15 protein-coding genes are annotated in these 15,825 nt (G+C 62.2%); 12 read left to right on the forward strand and 3 right to left on the reverse strand.

Annotated elements, in window-relative coordinates; all coding sequences use genetic code 11:
* The 3 genes from EOA79_RS20155 to EOA79_RS20165 all read left to right on the forward strand — a co-directional run.
* The coding region (locus tag EOA79_RS20155) for a YaiO family outer membrane beta-barrel protein (RefSeq protein ID WP_128293201.1) at nucleotides 1-974 on the forward strand (974 nt) is incomplete at its 5' end.
* A 2-nt stretch (nucleotides 975-976) separates the two neighbouring features.
* Nucleotides 977-2,014, forward strand: coding sequence for a HEAT repeat domain-containing protein (locus EOA79_RS20160; RefSeq protein ID WP_095824818.1), 1,038 nt, complete (start codon nucleotides 977-979; stop codon nucleotides 2,012-2,014).
* Nucleotides 2,011-3,438, forward strand: coding sequence for a glycosyltransferase family 2 protein (locus tag EOA79_RS20165; protein ID WP_164748283.1), 1,428 nt, complete (start codon nucleotides 2,011-2,013; stop codon nucleotides 3,436-3,438). Before EOA79_RS20160 ends, EOA79_RS20165 begins: the two co-directional genes overlap by 4 nt.
* 15 nt (nucleotides 3,439-3,453) lie before the next feature.
* Here the strand turns inward: EOA79_RS20165 and EOA79_RS20170 are convergent, their stop codons facing one another.
* A complete protein-coding gene (locus EOA79_RS20170; RefSeq protein ID WP_164748285.1) occupies nucleotides 3,454-3,759 on the reverse strand; it encodes an Hpt domain-containing protein in 306 nt (101 codons plus the stop codon).
* A gap of 180 nt (nucleotides 3,760-3,939) precedes the next feature.
* Between EOA79_RS20170 and EOA79_RS20175 the strand changes: the two genes are divergently transcribed.
* Complete coding sequence (locus EOA79_RS20175) at nucleotides 3,940-4,554, forward strand: class I SAM-dependent methyltransferase (protein WP_245322387.1); 615 nt, start codon at nucleotides 3,940-3,942, stop codon at nucleotides 4,552-4,554.
* A gap of 156 nt (nucleotides 4,555-4,710) precedes the next feature.
* The gene (locus EOA79_RS20180; protein WP_095801179.1) at nucleotides 4,711-6,483 is read left to right on the forward strand and encodes an SLC13 family permease; all 1,773 of its coding nucleotides are present in this window, start codon (nucleotides 4,711-4,713) and stop codon (nucleotides 6,481-6,483) included.
* A 51-nt stretch (nucleotides 6,484-6,534) separates the two neighbouring features.
* Here the strand turns inward: EOA79_RS20180 and EOA79_RS20185 are convergent, their stop codons facing one another.
* On the reverse strand, nucleotides 6,535-7,614 hold the full coding sequence (locus tag EOA79_RS20185) for a mechanosensitive ion channel family protein (protein WP_127335295.1): 1,080 nt from the start codon (nucleotides 7,612-7,614) through the stop codon (nucleotides 6,535-6,537).
* A gap of 676 nt (nucleotides 7,615-8,290) precedes the next feature.
* On the opposite strand from EOA79_RS20185, the gene EOA79_RS20195 reads away from it, so the two are divergent.
* The 6 genes from EOA79_RS20195 to EOA79_RS20220 all read left to right on the forward strand — a co-directional run bounded on the left by EOA79_RS20195 (nucleotide 8,291) and on the right by EOA79_RS20220 (nucleotide 13,134).
* Nucleotides 8,291-9,067 (forward strand): amino acid ABC transporter ATP-binding protein, encoded by a 777-nt coding sequence (locus EOA79_RS20195; protein WP_067330146.1) that lies wholly within the window; start codon nucleotides 8,291-8,293, stop codon nucleotides 9,065-9,067.
* A gap of 84 nt (nucleotides 9,068-9,151) precedes the next feature.
* Nucleotides 9,152-9,925: a transporter substrate-binding domain-containing protein gene (locus tag EOA79_RS20200; RefSeq protein WP_245479202.1), complete on the forward strand. Its 774-nt coding sequence runs from the start codon at nucleotides 9,152-9,154 to the stop codon at nucleotides 9,923-9,925.
* Between the two features lie 54 nt (nucleotides 9,926-9,979).
* Nucleotides 9,980-10,693 carry an ABC transporter permease subunit gene (locus EOA79_RS20205; RefSeq protein WP_067329694.1) on the forward strand — a complete coding sequence of 238 codons (714 nt, stop codon included), beginning with the start codon at nucleotides 9,980-9,982 and terminating at the stop codon, nucleotides 10,691-10,693.
* 1 nt (nucleotide 10,694) lies between these two features.
* Nucleotides 10,695-11,414 carry an ABC transporter permease subunit gene (locus EOA79_RS20210; protein ID WP_067329696.1) on the forward strand — a complete coding sequence of 240 codons (720 nt, stop codon included), beginning with the start codon at nucleotides 10,695-10,697 and terminating at the stop codon, nucleotides 11,412-11,414.
* Nucleotides 11,402-11,755, forward strand: a complete 354-nt coding sequence (locus tag EOA79_RS20215) for a cupin domain-containing protein (RefSeq protein ID WP_128293203.1) — start codon at nucleotides 11,402-11,404, stop codon at nucleotides 11,753-11,755. Before EOA79_RS20210 ends, EOA79_RS20215 begins: the two co-directional genes overlap by 13 nt.
* A gap of 47 nt (nucleotides 11,756-11,802) precedes the next feature.
* Nucleotides 11,803-13,134, forward strand: a complete 1,332-nt coding sequence (locus EOA79_RS20220) for an FAD-binding oxidoreductase (protein ID WP_095824869.1) — start codon at nucleotides 11,803-11,805, stop codon at nucleotides 13,132-13,134.
* A gap of 185 nt (nucleotides 13,135-13,319) precedes the next feature.
* Here the strand turns inward: EOA79_RS20220 and EOA79_RS20225 are convergent, their stop codons facing one another.
* Nucleotides 13,320-13,994: an FCD domain-containing protein gene (locus EOA79_RS20225; protein WP_095783156.1), complete on the reverse strand. Its 675-nt coding sequence runs from the start codon at nucleotides 13,992-13,994 to the stop codon at nucleotides 13,320-13,322.
* A 137-nt stretch (nucleotides 13,995-14,131) separates the two neighbouring features.
* Between EOA79_RS20225 and EOA79_RS20230 the strand changes: the two genes are divergently transcribed.
* Nucleotides 14,132-15,628: an NAD-dependent succinate-semialdehyde dehydrogenase gene (locus tag EOA79_RS20230; protein ID WP_095824813.1), complete on the forward strand. Its 1,497-nt coding sequence runs from the start codon at nucleotides 14,132-14,134 to the stop codon at nucleotides 15,626-15,628.
* The last annotated feature ends 197 nt before the right edge of the window (nucleotides 15,629-15,825 follow it).

A 15,825-nucleotide genomic window follows, 5' to 3' on the forward strand; every position in this document is an offset into this window, starting at 1 on the left:
CCCTGGGCGGTGATGTGCTGGCCTCGGCGCCGGACAATGTCGAGGCCCTCAACCTTGATGCGAGAATCGCCTTGCTCGAGGCCGACTACCAGCGGGCCGGGCAATCGTTGCAGCGCGCGCTGGCGCTGGATCCACGCAATGCCGAGGCGCTGGTCGGGCTCGGCGATGTGCGCCGTGCCGAGGGCGACGACGAGGCCGCGCGGCAGGCCTACAGCCTGGCGCTCGCCATCGAGCCCGGTTCCGCCGATGTCGAGCAAAGGCTGGCCGTGCCGCCGCCGCGCAAATGGCGGCTCGACCTCGGCAGCGAGGTGAGCGATCTCACCGACGGGCTCGGCAACTGGACCGACAGTTCGGCCGGCCTTTCCTATCGGCTATCGCCCCAAACGACGATCTCCGGCCGCACGCGGCTCGCCACCCGCTTCGGCAACACCGACGTCCAGATCGAGGGCCGCGTCGACCAGGCCTTCTCGCCGGCCTTCTCCGCCTATGCGCTGGCCGCGGCGACGCCGGATGCCGACTTTCTGGCGCGCTATTCGCTGGGCGCCGGCGCTTCGTGGCAGGTCGTGGCGCCGGCGAAGGTCTTCGGCCCGCTGTCGCTCAACGTCGACGCCCGCTACGACAATTTCGCCGACGCCGACGTCACCAGCATCCAGCCCTGGCTGCAGGGCTATCTCCTCGACGGCCGTCTGGGGCTTTCCGCCCGCTGGGTGCATGCCGAGGACGATATCGGGACGCGCGCGGACGGCTATGTGCTTCGTGCCGACCTCGCGGTGACGCCGCATGTCAATCTCTTCGGCGGCTATGCCGACGCCCCCGAAATCTCCGACGGCACGCTGGTGCCGACGCGCACCGTCTTTGGCGGCCTCTCCGTCGACGTCAGCGATCCGCTGACGCTGCGTGCCAGCATCGCGCATGAACAACGCCCGACATTCGACCGAAGCATATTCGGGCTCGGGCTGACGGCGCGGTTCTGACCATGTGGTACGTCTGGAATCTCTCCATACTGCTCAGCGCGCTCTCCCTAGTGATCATGCTGTTTTTGATCGCGCGCCGTTTGTTGCGAGAGCGCCGGGACAGCGCCAGAGCCGGACAGCGGCGGCAGCTTCTGACGGCGCTGATCGCCTTCACCGAAGACCGCGACCGCCAGACGCTCAAAACGGCCATTCTTTCGGTGCCGCCGGGCGTGGCGATCGAGGCCGGCTTCGAGTTCGTTTCGCTGCTGCGCGGCGAGGAGCGTGATGACGTCCTTGTCGCCTTCAACGAATGCGGCCTGCCGGCCCTCGTCGGCAGGCAGCTGGAACGGGGCAATGTGGCCGAACGCATCCACGCCGCCGAGATGCTGGCGGCGCTGGGGTCGCAGAATGCGACGGCAAGCCTGCTTTCGGCGCTGGACCAGGACCGCTCGCGCGAAGTCAGGATCGCCGCCGCCATCGCGCTCTGCGATCTCGGCAGCCTGCCCCTGCTCGGCGTCGCGCTGGACAAGATCGGCGTGGCGGGACAGCGCTCGCGACGCCTGATCGAACTGTTCAGGCGCTTTCCGCGCACGCGCTTCAACGAGCTTGCGATCCATGCATCGCGCGTCGACGCCGTGCCCTTCATCAGGGCGGCCGCGATCGACGCGCTCGCCCGCGCCGGCGGCTTCGGCTTTGCCGCCTTCTTCGCCGGCTTGACCGGCGATGCCTCACCCGAGGTTGTCGCCGCGGCGCTGCGCGCGCTGGGCCTCACCGGACACGCCGATGCACCGGCGATCCTGACGAGCGCGATGGCAAACGACGACTGGGACGTGCGCGCCGCCGCCGCCGAGTCCGCGGGACGCCTCGGCCTTCCCGAACTTGCCCCGCCGCTGTCCAGGCTGCTGGACGACGAGGTCTGGAACGTGCGCTATGCCGCCGCCAAAGCGCTGCGCTCCTTCGGCCAGCCGGGCGAGCGGCTGCTGCGCCAGATTGCCGACAGCGAGGTCTCGCGCAGCCAGCGCACCGCCTCGCTCATTCTTGCCGAGGGGCCGGCCGCATGATTGCCGACTGGAGCGACGAGATCGTCCTTGCCGCCACCATCCTGTCCTGGTTCATCATCGCGGCGGGGCTGGCGCAGACGACAATCTATCTGCTGCAGCTCGTCCTCGCCGGCTATGCGCTGTCCAAGCGCCCGCCGGTGGCGCGCTCGGCGCTGCTCTGGCAGCGCTACGGCGAGGTCGCGCCGCCAATCGCGCTTCTGGTGCCGGCCTATAACGAGGAAGTGAATGTGGTGGAGAGCGTCCATTCGATGCTGGCGCTCGAATATCCGAATTTCGAGGTCATCGTCGTCAATGACGGCTCGAAGGACCAGACCTTGCAACGCCTGATCGAGGACTTCAAGCTGGTGAAGTTCCACCGTCCCTACGAGGACGCGCTGGCGCACAAGCCGATCCGCGGCCTCTATTCCTCGCCGATGACCGAGCGGCTGTTCGTGGTCGACAAGGAGAATGGCGGCAAGGCGGACGCGCAGAATGCCGGCATCAATGTCTGCCGCGCGCCGCTCTTTTGTGTGATCGACGGCGATTCCATCCTCGAGCCCGATGCGCTGATGCGCGCCGCCCAGCCCTTCATCGACGATCCCGAACGCACCATCGCGGTGGGCGGCACGATCCGCATCGCCAACGGCTCGAAGATCGAGGCCGGCAGGGTGCGCGAGGTCCATTTGCCGCGCCGCCTGCTGCCGCTCTTCCAGGTGGTCGAATATCTGCGCGCCTTCCTGATGGCCCGCCTTGCCTGGAGCAGCGTCAACACGCTGATGCTGGTTTCCGGCGCCTTCGGCATGTTCCGCCGCGCCGAAGTGGTGGCGGTGGGCGGCTTCACCAAAGGCTCGATGGGCGAGGACCTCGACCTTGTGATCAAGCTGCACCGCCACATGCGCGACAAGAAGCGCAAATACCGCGTTCAGTTCATTCCCGAGCCGGTGTGCTGGACCGAGGCGCCGGAAACGCTGAGCGTTCTGGCGAGGCAACGCACGCGCTGGCAGCGCGGCGCGCTCGAATGCTTCTTCCGCTACCGCGCCATGTTCTTGAACCCGCGCTATGGCCGCGTCGGCTTCCTCGGCTTCGGCCACATCTTCATCGTCGACGTTCTGGGGCCGGTGGCGGAGGTGCTGGGCTATATCCTGATCCCGGCCTTCTGGCTGCTCGGCATCCTGTCGGCCGAATATCTCCTGGCCTTCACTTCGCTGATCTTCACCTATGGCGTCTGCGTCAGCGTCTGCTCGCTCATCCTGGAAGAGGCCGAGCTGCAGCGCTTTCCGCGCGCCAGGGATCTCGCCGTTCTGACGGCGGCCGCCGTGGTCGAGAATTTCGGCTACCGCCAGCTCAACAATTTCTGGCGCGTGAAAGGCTGGTGGCAATTCTTGCGCGGCAACCAGGGCTGGGGCGAGATGACCAGGACCGGCCTCGGCGCCGCCAAGAAGTGAGCCCGGCGGGTGCCGTCAGGCCAGCGTCCGCTGGATCTCCGCGATTAAGGCATCGAGCGCCGCGCGGACATCGCCGCTTTCCGCCTGCTCGATGAGCAGCGTCTCCAGCTCTGAGGCCCGCACGCTGATCTCCGCAAAGCCGAAAGTGCCGGCCGCGCCGGCGAGCGAATGCGCGAGCTTGGTCAGGTCGGAGCCGGGCAGCGCCTCGCGCGCCGCCTGCAGCTCCGCGAGCTGAGCCGCGCAGCGGGTGAGGAAACGTTGGCGCAGGGGGGCGAAGGGACCGGTTGAGATGGAGATTCTCCCGAGCGAATGAGGAGATATTGAAACAGAAAGCGGAGCGAAGCGGAATGGCGAGTGGGGCTACCTGTCGCTCATCTGTCGCCTTGCTTGGCTGCGTCGCCGGCCCCGCCAGTTACGCTGCGTTTAGCGCCGCCGTATAAGGAATGGGAACCGGAGGGCAGCACGCTGATGTTGGACAATTACGAGGTGGACCGATTTGGCGTGATCCACCAGATCGACTTCACGCCGATCAAATACGACAAGCAATATATTTCCTATTACGAGGACCTGAGCGACCGGACCATCAAGCTCGGATATCAGCGGCTTGGCTGGGTGCTGGGATTGACCGGCGCGATCCCCCGCTCGGTGCTGGAGATTGGGTACGGCACCGGCACCTTCATCGAAGCCGCGAAGATAACCGGGGTCGCCGATTGCGCCGGCTACGACATCGCCGAGTTCCCGCTGCCCGCGGGCGTCCGCTTTGTCGGTTGGGAGGAGGCGCTGGCCAGCACGTGGGATCTGGTCGCCATGTTCGACGTGCTCGAACACATCCCGGATCTGGGTTTCCTCGGCCGCCTGCAGACCCGGCACCTCGTCGTCGCCGTCCCGTACTGCCGCTGGCGCGAGCTCGGCGCCGACGGCGACGCCTGGTTCCGAACCTGGCGTATGCGTCTCCCCAACGAGCATTTGCACCACTTCGACCGCGACTCGCTGGTGGCGTTGCTCGCCCACAGCGGGTTCGAATGCGTGACGCTGAACTGCTTCGAGGACGGCATCAGGCTGCGGCCTGGCGAAGCCGGCCCGAACATTCTGTCCGGCTTCTTCAGCAAGCGATAGGGCAATTTCGCCCGCGCGCGAGGGCTGAGCCGGGCGAGGGGACCGCGCTCATGCGCGATGGCCTTCAGCTCCGCCAGCAGCCCAAGACCGTCGGGCCAAAGCAACAAAGGAGCAGTCTGGGCGTTCTGATCAGCCGCTTGCGGAGCAGCCGAAGACATGACCATGCCGCAAATCCTGTCGTTTGCCGTCACCTTCGTGATGATGGCAGCGTTCGTATGGGGTCGCTATCGCTATGATCTCGTCGCTGCCGCGGCGCTGCTGCTCGCCCTCGCCGTTGGGATTGTGCCGTTCGACAAAGCCTTCAGCGGGTTTAGCGACGATATCGTGATCATTGTCGGCAGTGCTCTGCTGGTGAGCGCAGGCATAGCGCGATCGGGCATCATGGAACTCGCCATCGCGCGCTTTGCTCCGAAATTGTCGGGAGTTCGCTCGCAACTGGCGCTGCTGGTGATCGTGGTGACGTGCCTTTCTGCCTTCGTCAAGAATATCGGCGCGCTGGCGATCATGATCCCGATCGCCTTTCAGTTCGCCCGCCGGTCCGGCACCTCGCCATCGATATTTCTGATGCCAATGGCGTTCGGGTCATTGCTCGGCGGTCTCATGACGCAGGTGGGCACTTCCCCGAATATCGTTGTTTCCCGGGTGCGAGAGCAGTTGACCGGAACGGCGTTTACAATGTTCGACTTCGCGCCCGTCGGAGCGGCTGTCGCCGCCGCCGGCATGATCTTCCTAATGTCTTTCTATTGGCTGTTGCCGGTGCGCGAAAAGCTCGGCGGGGCGCTGAATGAAGCCCTCGACATCAAGGACTACCTCACAGAGGCGCGCGTTGTCGGCGATTCCACCGTGCTTGGGAAAACCGTCGCCGACGTCATAAAGCTTGCCGGCGGCGATGCCGTCGTGACCTCGATCCTGCGCAATCGGACGATGCGGATGACGCCGCTGCCCGATGCTGTCCTGAAGGTGAACGACATCCTGTTGCTCGAAGGCGACCCGGCGGCGCTGGATCGCCTTGTCTCGCAAGGCAAGCTCAGCGTCACGGGCGATCGGGTGAATGAAGAGGTCACCACCAGCGAGATGGTCGCTATCGAGGCCGTCATTGGCGAAAGCTCGCCTTTGATCGGCTGGACGGCCCAGCGACTTGCCCTCTACGATCGCTTCAACGTCAACCTCCTGGCTGTCAGCCGTCGCGGCCAGCGCCTCGATCGCAGGCTCGCCAAGGTCGAGCTAAGGCTCGGCGACGTCGTCGTGTTGCAGGGCAATGCAACCACAATGCCCGAGACACTGCGCGGACTAGGCTGCCTGCCGCTGGCGGAAAGGCCTATCCTTCTTGGCAGCGTGCGCAAGGGTATCGTGCCCGTGGTAATCCTCGCCCTTGCCATGCTCACGACTGCCGTGGGTCTGCTCCCTGTTCCCGTCGCTTTCTTTGCGGCCGCGGTCGGGATCGTGCTGTTCAAGGTCATCCCGCTCCGCGACGTCTACCAGTCGCTGGATGGCCCAATCCTGGTGATGCTCGCCGTTCTCATCCCGGTGAGCGATTCGCTGCGCACTACGGGGGCGACCGCGCTGGTCGCCGCAGAGCTTGCCAGGTTCGGGACCATTCTTCCGGCGCCCGGCGCACTGATGCTCATCCTCGTTGCCGCCATGGCCGTGACGCCATTCCTCAACAATGCCGCCACCGTGCTTGTCATGGCGCCCGTCGCGTCGGAATTCGCCGCCGATCTGGGCTACAGGCCGGAAGCATTTCTGATGGCTGTCGCCATCGGCGCCGGCTGCGACTTCCTCACGCCGATCGGGCACCAATGCAACACCCTTGTCATGGGGCCGGGAGGCTATCGTTTCAGCGACTATCCGCGTCTGGGGCTGCCGCTGTCGTTTCTTGTCGTCATTGTTGCCGTGCCGATGCTGGCGATCGTCTGGCCAATGAACTGACAAGCCATGGACGGATACGAACGACCTCGCTCTACCAAGCTGCCGGGAAGTTCACCGCAAATTGCTCTTCGGAAACAGCACGCGATCGGGTTCTGCATTCATTCGCGCCAGCATTTCCTTGATCAAGCGTGTCTTGGTGCGCCCAGCTTCCTTCGGCGGCACGAGGTAGCGCACGATGGCTTCGAGCCAGGTATTTTCACTGACGCGAAAATGCACCACCGGATGCTCCTTCACTTGCAACTCGTCCACCGGCGTTTTCGACAGGATGTCCTTATAGACCTTCACCTTCTGGCTCATGATGTCGCCGATCTGCTCGTCCACGACCTCTCGCATGGTTTTCGCCACGAATTCCAGATCGCTGTCGTAGGCGAGCTGGAACTTGATCTCGTTCCAGACATAGGGAAACAGCGGCCAGGAATAGTTGAAGACCGGCGTGTCGAACACGGTGGAGTTGGGGAACTTGATGACGCGTCCGCTCGGATGATCGGTCCAAAGATGTTCGCCGCCGAATTCCCACAACGTCGTGTCGAGATAGCTGACGTCGATGACATCGCCATGGGCGTCGCCGATGCGAATCCGGTCGCCGACGCGATAGGGCGCCCGGGCCAGAATATAGATCCAGGCGATGAAACTGGAGATCGGCATCTGCAGCGCGAAGCCGAGCGTCAGCGAAATCAGGCCGAGCGAAACGACGGCGGCGTACCAGTTCACGAACAGAACCGAGATGGCCACGAAGACGACGGCGACCACGACGACCAATCGAAAAATTCGCTTCAGGTTGAAACGCGAAACGCGATTGGGAATTCGGCCGATGAGAAAGACTTCGACGATGTTCGCTATCGTCAGCATGACGAAAATGAGAAGGCCGCCCCAGACATAATTCAGCACGCGAGCGCGCAAAGGCGCCTCAAACCATTCCAAGTGCCAATTGATGAGGAGTTGGACGGCAAAGAGCAGCAAGGCAGCGGCAGCGAAGCCAGCCGTCCACCAGAGGTCTTCCTTGCGGAAGCTGAAGCGGAACTTTCCCTCGGGCTTTTTCGCCTGCTGCTGGATCGTTTTCGGATCGGCGGTCCGCTGTGCGGCCCGTTCGAGCCGGGAAAGGTTCTCCTGTTCCTTGTCGCGCCGTTCCATGGATTCGCCATCCGATGTCGCATCAACATCGAGCAGCGGCTAATCGTTCCGCGACGGCGGTATTGGGAGGAGACGCTTGCCGGCGCGTGGGATCTGGTCGCCATGTGCGACGTGCTCGAACACGCGGATCTGGGTTTCCTCGGCCGCCTTAAAACCCGTCACCTGGCCGCCGCCGTCCCTTAATTGCCGCTGGCGCGGGCTCGGCGCCGGCGGCGACGCGTGGGCGGCCCGGCGGAGCGGGCCCGACCATTCTGTTTAGGAAGCGATAGGCGAGTCTATGTTCGCCTGAGGCCGGGCGAGGGGCGGATTATCTGCGATGATCTTCATTCCGCGAATTGGATCCGACGCGCCAAATGTAAGCTGTTCCTGCAAATTTTTCTCGCAACCAATTTGATCTATCTTGACACCGGTTGCGATACCAATGTCATATTGGTCCTAAGAATCCCGAGATTGGTTTCAAATAGTTGCTAGAGGCAGCGAGCCGATGAACGTGACCGACAGCAAGGGATATCGAACCGTTTCGAGGAGGAGCGCCATAGACGGCGTCGTCACCGACGAAAGTGGGAGCGATGGTCACAGTCGCCTAACACTTAACGAACTCGCGCAGACGATGGACAGCCGGGGCCAGCCCCATGTTGAGAGGGTGCGATCTGAATGGAACCGAAGACGCCGTGACATGGCCCCGGTTCTAAAGGTCCATGAACTCAGTAAGAATTTCGGCGCGGTCAGGATCCTTAACGACGTCACTTTCCAGATGGCGGAAGGGGAGGTCATATCCCTTATCGGCGCGTCTGGCTCGGGAAAGAGCACGTTGTTGCGCTGCATAAATTTTCTGGAGACGCCGACCTCAGGGAGGATCGAGGTGATGGGCGACGCAATCTCCATCACCACCAATCGACCGGGCAAGAGCGAAATCACCAACCGCGCGAAGATCCGGCTCTTTCGCCAGCGGACTGGCATGGTGTTCCAGAACTTCAATCTCTGGCCGCACCGGACCGTGATCGGCAACGTGACAGAGGCGCTCGTCTACGTGCTCGGGAAAGGAAGGCGGGAGGCCGAGGATATGGCGCTTTCGGCGCTTTCCAAGGTGGGGATGGCCGAATTCCGCGACCGCTATCCCAGTCAGCTTTCAGGCGGTCAACAACAGCGCGTGGCGATCGCACGGGTGCTGGCGATGCGACCAAAGATCATGCTTTTTGACGAGCCCACATCCGCGCTCGATCCGGAACTCGTGGGCGAGGTGCTGAAGGTGATCCGCACGCTGGCCGAAGAGGGGGCGACCATCCTTCTCGTCACCCATGAAATGCGGTTTGCGCGCGACGTGTCGAGCCGGATGATATTCCTGCGCAAAGGTATCCTTGAGCAGGACGATGCGCCGGAAGAGTTGTTTCGCAACCCTGCCTCGGAGGCGGTGAAACGGTTTCTCTCCAGCGTCATGCCAGCCGCCGCGTGATCGCGGTTTTCTTCAGCAGAACAAAAAGGGGTAACACTCATGCTTTCAGTTCAAACGTTTCGTTCGATTTTTGTATCCGGTTTCATGCTCGCCGCCGCAGCCGGTGCCGCGCACGCCGAGGAAGGCGTCCTACGCGTCGGCACGGAAGGGGACGCGCCGCTGTTCAGCATGGCCGACGCCAACGGAAACGTCACCGGCTTCGACGCCGACGTTGCCAACGGTATCTGCGCCGAACTCAAGATGAAGTGCAAATTCGTGGTGCAGGCTTTCAGTTCGCTGGTTCCCTCCATGGATAGCGACCGCTTCGACGTGATCATTTCCGGCCTTGGCATCACTGCCGAGCGCCAGAAGAAGATCGACTACTCCATCCCGTACGCCACCACGCCGCTCTATTTCGTGGTCCCCAAAGATTCCGCTCTTGCCGGGCTCAAGAGTCTCGAGGAGATCGAAAAGGCGCTCGCGGGAAAGAGTGTCGGCGTCGTGACAGGCACGACCTATGCCAAATTCATCGGCAAGCGGGCGACCAGCGCCGATCTCAAGACTTATGATGCCACCACTCAGCAGACCGCTGATCTTGCGGCTGGCCGCCTGGATGCCGCTTTCGGCGACTCCCCGACCTGGATGGATTTCCTCGCTACGCCGGACGGCGCCAACTTCACGAAGATCGATGTGAAGATTACGGCGATGAGCGATCCTGAAACCCTCGGCCACGGCATGGGTGTCGGCATGCGCAAGGGGAATGCCGAACTCAAGGCTAAGGTAGATGCCGCGCTCTGCAACATGATCGATGGAGGTAAGATCAAGCAGTCTTCCCTCAAGTGGTTCAAGGACGACTACACCATTCCGTGCAAGAAGTGATCCTCTCGCAACAACTGGCCGTCGCAGCCCGCGGCGGCCCGACGGGTGTCATCCATGTTTGAAACTATCTGGTTGCTGGTTGTGGAGCAGGGCTGGGGACTCGCTTTGCTGCGCGGCGCGTTCGTGACGATCTGCATCGGGCTGGTCGGCATGATGATCGGGTTGATCGCAGCCGTCCCGTTTGCCATAGCGCGCTGGCAGCGGGTCCCGGTGCTGTCCCAGATGATCGATGTCTACAGCATCGTCGTCCGCGGCGTGCCGGGTCTTCTTGTGATCTATCTCCTGTTCTTTGGCTCTGTCGACTGGGTGCAGAAGATAGCGGTTGCCTTCGGCTACCGAGACATGGCTGAAAGTGCCTACCCGTCCATTATCGGCATCCTCGCCATCGCGACCATTTCCTGCGCCTATTCGATCGAGGTGATGCGAGGCGCTTTGGAAGCCGTTCCCAACGGTCTTCTTGAAGCCGCGAAATCTTTGGCGTTGCCTCGATCGGTCGCCTTTTTCAGAATCACGTTGCCGCTCGCGTTGAGACTTGCTCTCGGCGGGATCAACAATGTCTGGCAGATGACGATCAAGGATACTTCACTCGTTTCCATCGTCGGCATGCAGGAACTCATGCGTATGGCGGCTATCGCGGCGGGCATCACGCGCTCGCCACTTCTCTTTTACTGCATCGCTGCGTCGCTGTTCTTCGCCATGACAGCAGTCAGCCAGACCCTGTTCGGCCTGGCTGAGCGCCATATCAATCGCGGCTTCAGCGGAGGTTAGAATGGATTTCACCATTATTGCCTATGCGATTCCGTTCCTTCTCACCGGCGCAAAGACAACGCTTCTGATCTCGGTGTTCGGCGTGGGCTTAGGACTGCCATTCGGCATCCTGGTGGCGCTCGCGCGCACTTCGCGCAATCGCTTGGTTTGCACGGCGGCCGACGCCTATTGCGCCGTCTTTCGCGGCACGCCCATGCTGGTGCAGATATTCGTGATCTACTACGGATTAGGGCAGGTCGGGTTCTTTCGCTCCAACCCGGTGATTTGGTGGCTGATCGGCGACGGCCTGCACGCAGCCATTCTCGCGGTCCTGTTGAACACCGGTGCCTACACAGCCGAAATCTTTCGAACCGCGTTTTTATCCCTGCCGCGCGGGCTGATCGAGGCGGCGGAAGCCTGCGGCATGTCGCCTTGGATTATCTTGCGCCGGATCAAGTTCCCGCTGGCTTTGCGACAAGCGCTGCCATCCTACAGCAGTGAGGTTGCCATCATCGTCAAAGAATCCAGCCTCGCTTCGACCATCGCTGTGCTCGAAATCACCGGTTGGGCCAAACGCCTGATGAGCGAAACCTTCGCCATTATGGACATCTTCATCATCACCTCCGTCTTCTACCTCACCCTCAATGTCGTCGGACTGACTGCCTTGAAGCTTTTGGAGCGGCAACTTTGGTTCGAACGGCGTTCAACGCGCAGAAAGGCCACATCCCTATGTCCAAGTTGACGTTCATCGACCAGAATGTTCTTCCGCGCCCACGCGAAGGGCAGCCTCTGCCCGACCGCCTTGTGGAGGGCGATCCACGTTTTCTGAGCTGGGATATCGCCCAGACCGCAGACGGCGCCGTGAAGACAGGGGTCTGGGAGGTCACGCCTGGCGCCTATCGTTCGATTAAGGGCGAGACTTTCGAGTTCTGCTACATCCTTTCGGGTGTCTCCGAACTCACTGAGGATGGCTGCCCGCCGCGCCGCATCGCGGCTGGCGACGCCTTCGTCATGCATCCGGGATTCACCGGCGTATGGCGTGCCATCGAAACCACGCGCAAACTCTGGCTCTCACGCGATTGACCGGTTTGCGCTTGCCCGCCGATCCGACCAAAAGCTGGTATGTCCCCATGACCGCCGATTCCGCTGGCCCCTTCAAATCCACGCCCTATTGGTGGGAGGATTGCACCTTCTCTCCCCTCCCAGTCCGCCGGGTCGCCTCCAAATGCGACGTGGCGATCGTTGGGGGAGGCTATGCAGGACTTTCGGCGGCCATCGAGCTTGCTCGTGCCGGTCGCAGTGTTCAGCTTTTCGATCGCCAGTCGCTGGGGCAGGCGGCTTCCAGTCGTAATGGCGGCATGGCGAGCGGGAGCATTCGACCCGGGCGCAAGGAATTGATCAGAAGATTCGGCGGGGCCCGCGCCACCGAGATCCTGATGGAGGGAAAGGCCGCACGGGAAGACCTGTGGGCCTTTCTGAAGGAGGAGAAGGTGGAGTGTGACTTCCATCTCTCCGGCCTGTTCGTCGGCGCGATCAACGCTGATGAATGCGACGAACTCAGCCGCTCCGCCGATCTACTGCGGCGCTTTCTGGGCATCGAGGCTCATCCCGTTGGCCGGTTGGACGTGCCGACCTATATCGGGACGGATTTCTACACGGGTGGATTCGTGCGGATGGATACCGGGGGCCTGCATCCGGCCAAGCTGCTTGCGGGTATTATACGGGTGGCAATGGCAACCGGAGCGGTAATCCATGAGAACACAGCCGTTACGGGAACCATCGCCGAGGCCGGCGGGGTCCGTGTGAGAACGTCGCGCGGTGACGTTCTCGCCAGGAAGGTGCTGATCTGCACGGATGCCTATACCGACGGCTTCGATCCTTGGCTGCGACGCCGTATTGTGCCGGTGCGCAGCCGCATCATCGCTACCGAGCCATTGGCAGAAGGCGTCATGGACCGGTTGATGCCGAAGCGCATGATGTATGGCGATATGCGCCAGCTCAGCTATTACTATCGCCCTTCGGCGGACGGATCGCGCATCCTCTTCGGCGGCAGGGACGGCACCACGGCGGGTGACGCGCTGGCGCCGACCACCCATTTGCGCAGCGAACTTGGCCGAATTTTCCCCGAACTGAGGGGCGTCGGCCTGACGCATAGTTGGTTTGGCCAGGTCGCCATGCATCGCGACATGGTGCCTCGGATTTTCACCTCGGGTGATACGGTTTACGCCACCGGCTTCTGCGGCTCCGGAGTGGTCTGGGCCCGCTGGCTGGGCAAGAAGGCCGCCTTCAAGATCCTCGGCGAAACCGAAAAGGCGCAGTCCGCCTTCGATTTCGACCCCGCTCCGAAGGCCGTGCCGTTTTACCGCGGCAAGCCATGGTTCATCCCGCTTGTCTATTCCCTTTACGAATGGCGGGATAAGCGTGCGATGCGCCGTCGCCAGCCCGAAGCAAAGAGGCGATAACGTTGCTCTTCCTTGGGGACGGGCCCGCCGGGTACAGGAACCTCATCTTGTCTGGATGGCGCGCACCGCGTCCGTCGTGAAAACAGTGTCAGATGCCCCGCCTTGAATAGAACGACAGGCGATTAGCGTTCGAAGCGCCATTCCGCTCGGTTCGGCAATCTCAAAATTTTGGCGATGAGGCCTACTCACCCCATTGTCTCCGATCCGAGTATGTTGGCTCTCGCGGTCAAGATATGGCTATGCATTCTTTGTTCGGCCTGCCCACCATCGCGGTCAGTGATCGCCTGTAAGATCGCGCGATGATGAGCCGTATACTCCTGCATACGCTCTTTCGTCAGAGACAGCTCTTTCATGCGCCCCCAAAGACGCCCCGCCCGAAGCGAGTGAATACCTTCGTAGAGCGAGGCCAGCAATCCATTGCGGGCCGCCACCACTACCAGTTGATGGAACGCGGCGTCCCAACGCTCGAACTCCGCCAGCGTCGCGGCGGTACTGCCATGCTGGATGACCTTGTGCATCTCTTCAGTTTCATAGGGGGTCGCCCGCAACGCCGCGAGCGCCGCCACCTTCGGCTCGATGATTAATCGTGCTTCGAAGACCTCAGCGGGATAGGTCCACAGTTCCTTCCGGGAGGCGTCGTGTGCGCGATACGGAGCGCTGGCAGTTGCCCCTCGCTCGGCGACGAAAGTGCCACGCCCGACATGGCGAAGCAGGCGCCCCTCTTGCTCCATCTCAGCCAGCATGCGCCGGAGGGCCGTGCGGGGTAAACCTAGCTTGAGGGCCAGATCGCGCTCGGGTGGCAGCCGGTCGCCTGGCTGCAATCCTGCCGCCTCGATGAAATCCCTCAAAACGACGGTCATGCAGCCACTCCAGAACGAATCGGGCAGATTTCTCCGCAACCAATTTGATCTATATTGACACCGGTTGCAATACCAATTTCATATTGGTTCCAGCGATCAACCGACTGGTTGCGCAAGTTTTCTAAAGCCGCGAGAGGATGGGTGTGAGTCAGACAGCAAGGGATATCGAACCTTTTTGCGTGGATGCTGCGGCTATCATTGCAAGCGCTCCTGTGGATCTGCTAGTGGGCGGCAAATGGATAAGTGCAACCGGCAGCAATCGGTTTAATGTCGCCGATCCATCCAACGGGCGCACGATCGCGTCTGTCGCAGACGGCGCAGTCGCCGACGGAATCCGGGCGATCGATGCTGCGGAGGCTTCTGCGACGATGTGGAGGCAAACACCCTCACGCCGGCGATCGGACATCCTGATGCGCTGCCACCAGCTCATGCGCGATCGTGCCGAATGGCTGGCGCAACTGATATCTCTGGAGAACGGCAAGGCCCTCCCGGACGCTCGCGCAGAGGTAACCTATGCCGCGGAGTTTTTCCGATGGTACGCCGAGGAGGGGGTGCGTACTCTCGGCGACATCGGCCACGCGCCGGGCGGTGCAAACCGAATCCTGGTTCAATACCAGCCGATTGGCATCGCCGTTCTCGTCACGCCCTGGAATTTCCCTGCGGCCATGGCGACCCGCAAAATCGCCCCGGCGCTCGCGGCGGGTTGCACGTGCGTACTGAAGCCGGCGGCTGAGACTCCACTGACCGCGTTGGCGATCGGTGCGATCCTCATGGAAGCCGGTTTGCCCGAAGGTGCCGTCAACATCGTGACGACCACGGCCGCGGGGCCTGTGGTGAGCGCGATGCTGCACGACAGTCGGGTGCGCAAACTGTCATTCACGGGTTCGACCGCCGTTGGGCGCATCCTGTTGCGTGAGGCCGCCAACCGGGTCATCAGCTGTTCCATGGAACTCGGCGGCAACGCTCCTTTCATCGTGTTCGATGATGCGGATCTGGACGATGCCGTGGCCGGCGCCATGGTCGCCAAGATGCGCAACGGCGGAGAAGCCTGCACTGCGGCGAATCGCTTCTATGTGCAACGCGGCATTTACGACGCTTTTGTCCGCCGGCTTACCCAGGAAATGTCCTCGCTTTCAGTGGGGCCGGGTCTCCAAGCGACGACCCAGCTCGGGCCCCTTATTACCGCGACGGCCGTGGAGAAGGTTGATCGCTTGCTGAAGGATGCCGTTGCCCGTGGGGCGCGTATCGAAACGGGCGGCAAACCGCGGCCTGGCGAGGGCTTCTTCTATCCTCCGACAGTCCTAGCTGACGTTTCCCCCGATTCCGACATCGCGAAGGAAGAGATCTTTGGGCCGGTCGCAGCGGTCACGCCCTTCGATACGGAAGACGAGGCTGTCCGGCTGGCGAACGACACGGAGTATGGCCTCATATCCTACGTCTACAGTAGTGATCTCAGACGCGCCCTGAGGGTCGCCGAATGCATCGAAAGTGGAATGGTCGGCGTCAATCGTGGCCTAGTTTCGGACCCGGCAGCGCCGTTCGGGGGGATGAAGCAAAGCGGGCTCGGCCGCGAGGGAGGGCATCACGGCCTGCTTGAATATCTCCAACCAAAATACGTCGCGACCAACTGGTAATACCGGCGAAAGGCGCTCCTCCACCGAGTTGCGCCGCATGTCGGGCGTGCAGATCAGGCTAGCTACCTCTGGAAAACCGACAGTCTGCTTGCGGGCCCATCCGGTCCTTCGAGACTGGAACTTAAGATGTCCTCGCGCACGTCAACCATTAGGCGAAAAGCCGCGTCGCAGTTCCTGACCCCCCTTGCCAACCCCTC

It is taken from the genome of Mesorhizobium sp. M1A.F.Ca.IN.020.03.2.1 (genome assembly GCF_004023205.1).
GTDB lineage: Bacteria > Pseudomonadota > Alphaproteobacteria > Rhizobiales > Rhizobiaceae > Mesorhizobium.

Coding starts and splice junctions, on each gene's coding strand:
- EOA79_RS20180 (WP_095801179.1), top strand. CDS start 4,711: ATGACCATGCCGCAAATCCTGTCGTTTGCCGTCACCTTCGTGATGATG.
- EOA79_RS20230 (WP_095824813.1), top strand. CDS start 14,132: ATGGGTGTGAGTCAGACAGCAAGGGATATCGAACCTTTTTGCGTGGAT.
- EOA79_RS20205 (WP_067329694.1), top strand. CDS start 9,980: ATGTTTGAAACTATCTGGTTGCTGGTTGTGGAGCAGGGCTGGGGACTC.
- EOA79_RS20210 (WP_067329696.1), top strand. CDS start 10,695: ATGGATTTCACCATTATTGCCTATGCGATTCCGTTCCTTCTCACCGGC.
- EOA79_RS20165 (WP_164748283.1), top strand. CDS start 2,011: ATGATTGCCGACTGGAGCGACGAGATCGTCCTTGCCGCCACCATCCTG.
- EOA79_RS20220 (WP_095824869.1), top strand. CDS start 11,803: ATGACCGCCGATTCCGCTGGCCCCTTCAAATCCACGCCCTATTGGTGG.
- EOA79_RS20215 (WP_128293203.1), top strand. CDS start 11,402: ATGTCCAAGTTGACGTTCATCGACCAGAATGTTCTTCCGCGCCCACGC.
- EOA79_RS20195 (WP_067330146.1), top strand. CDS start 8,291: ATGGCCCCGGTTCTAAAGGTCCATGAACTCAGTAAGAATTTCGGCGCG.
- EOA79_RS20160 (WP_095824818.1), top strand. CDS start 977: ATGTGGTACGTCTGGAATCTCTCCATACTGCTCAGCGCGCTCTCCCTA.
- EOA79_RS20200 (WP_245479202.1), top strand. CDS start 9,152: ATGCTCGCCGCCGCAGCCGGTGCCGCGCACGCCGAGGAAGGCGTCCTA.
- EOA79_RS20225 (WP_095783156.1), bottom strand. CDS start 13,994: ATGACCGTCGTTTTGAGGGATTTCATCGAGGCGGCAGGATTGCAGCCA.
- EOA79_RS20185 (WP_127335295.1), bottom strand. CDS start 7,614: ATGGAACGGCGCGACAAGGAACAGGAGAACCTTTCCCGGCTCGAACGG.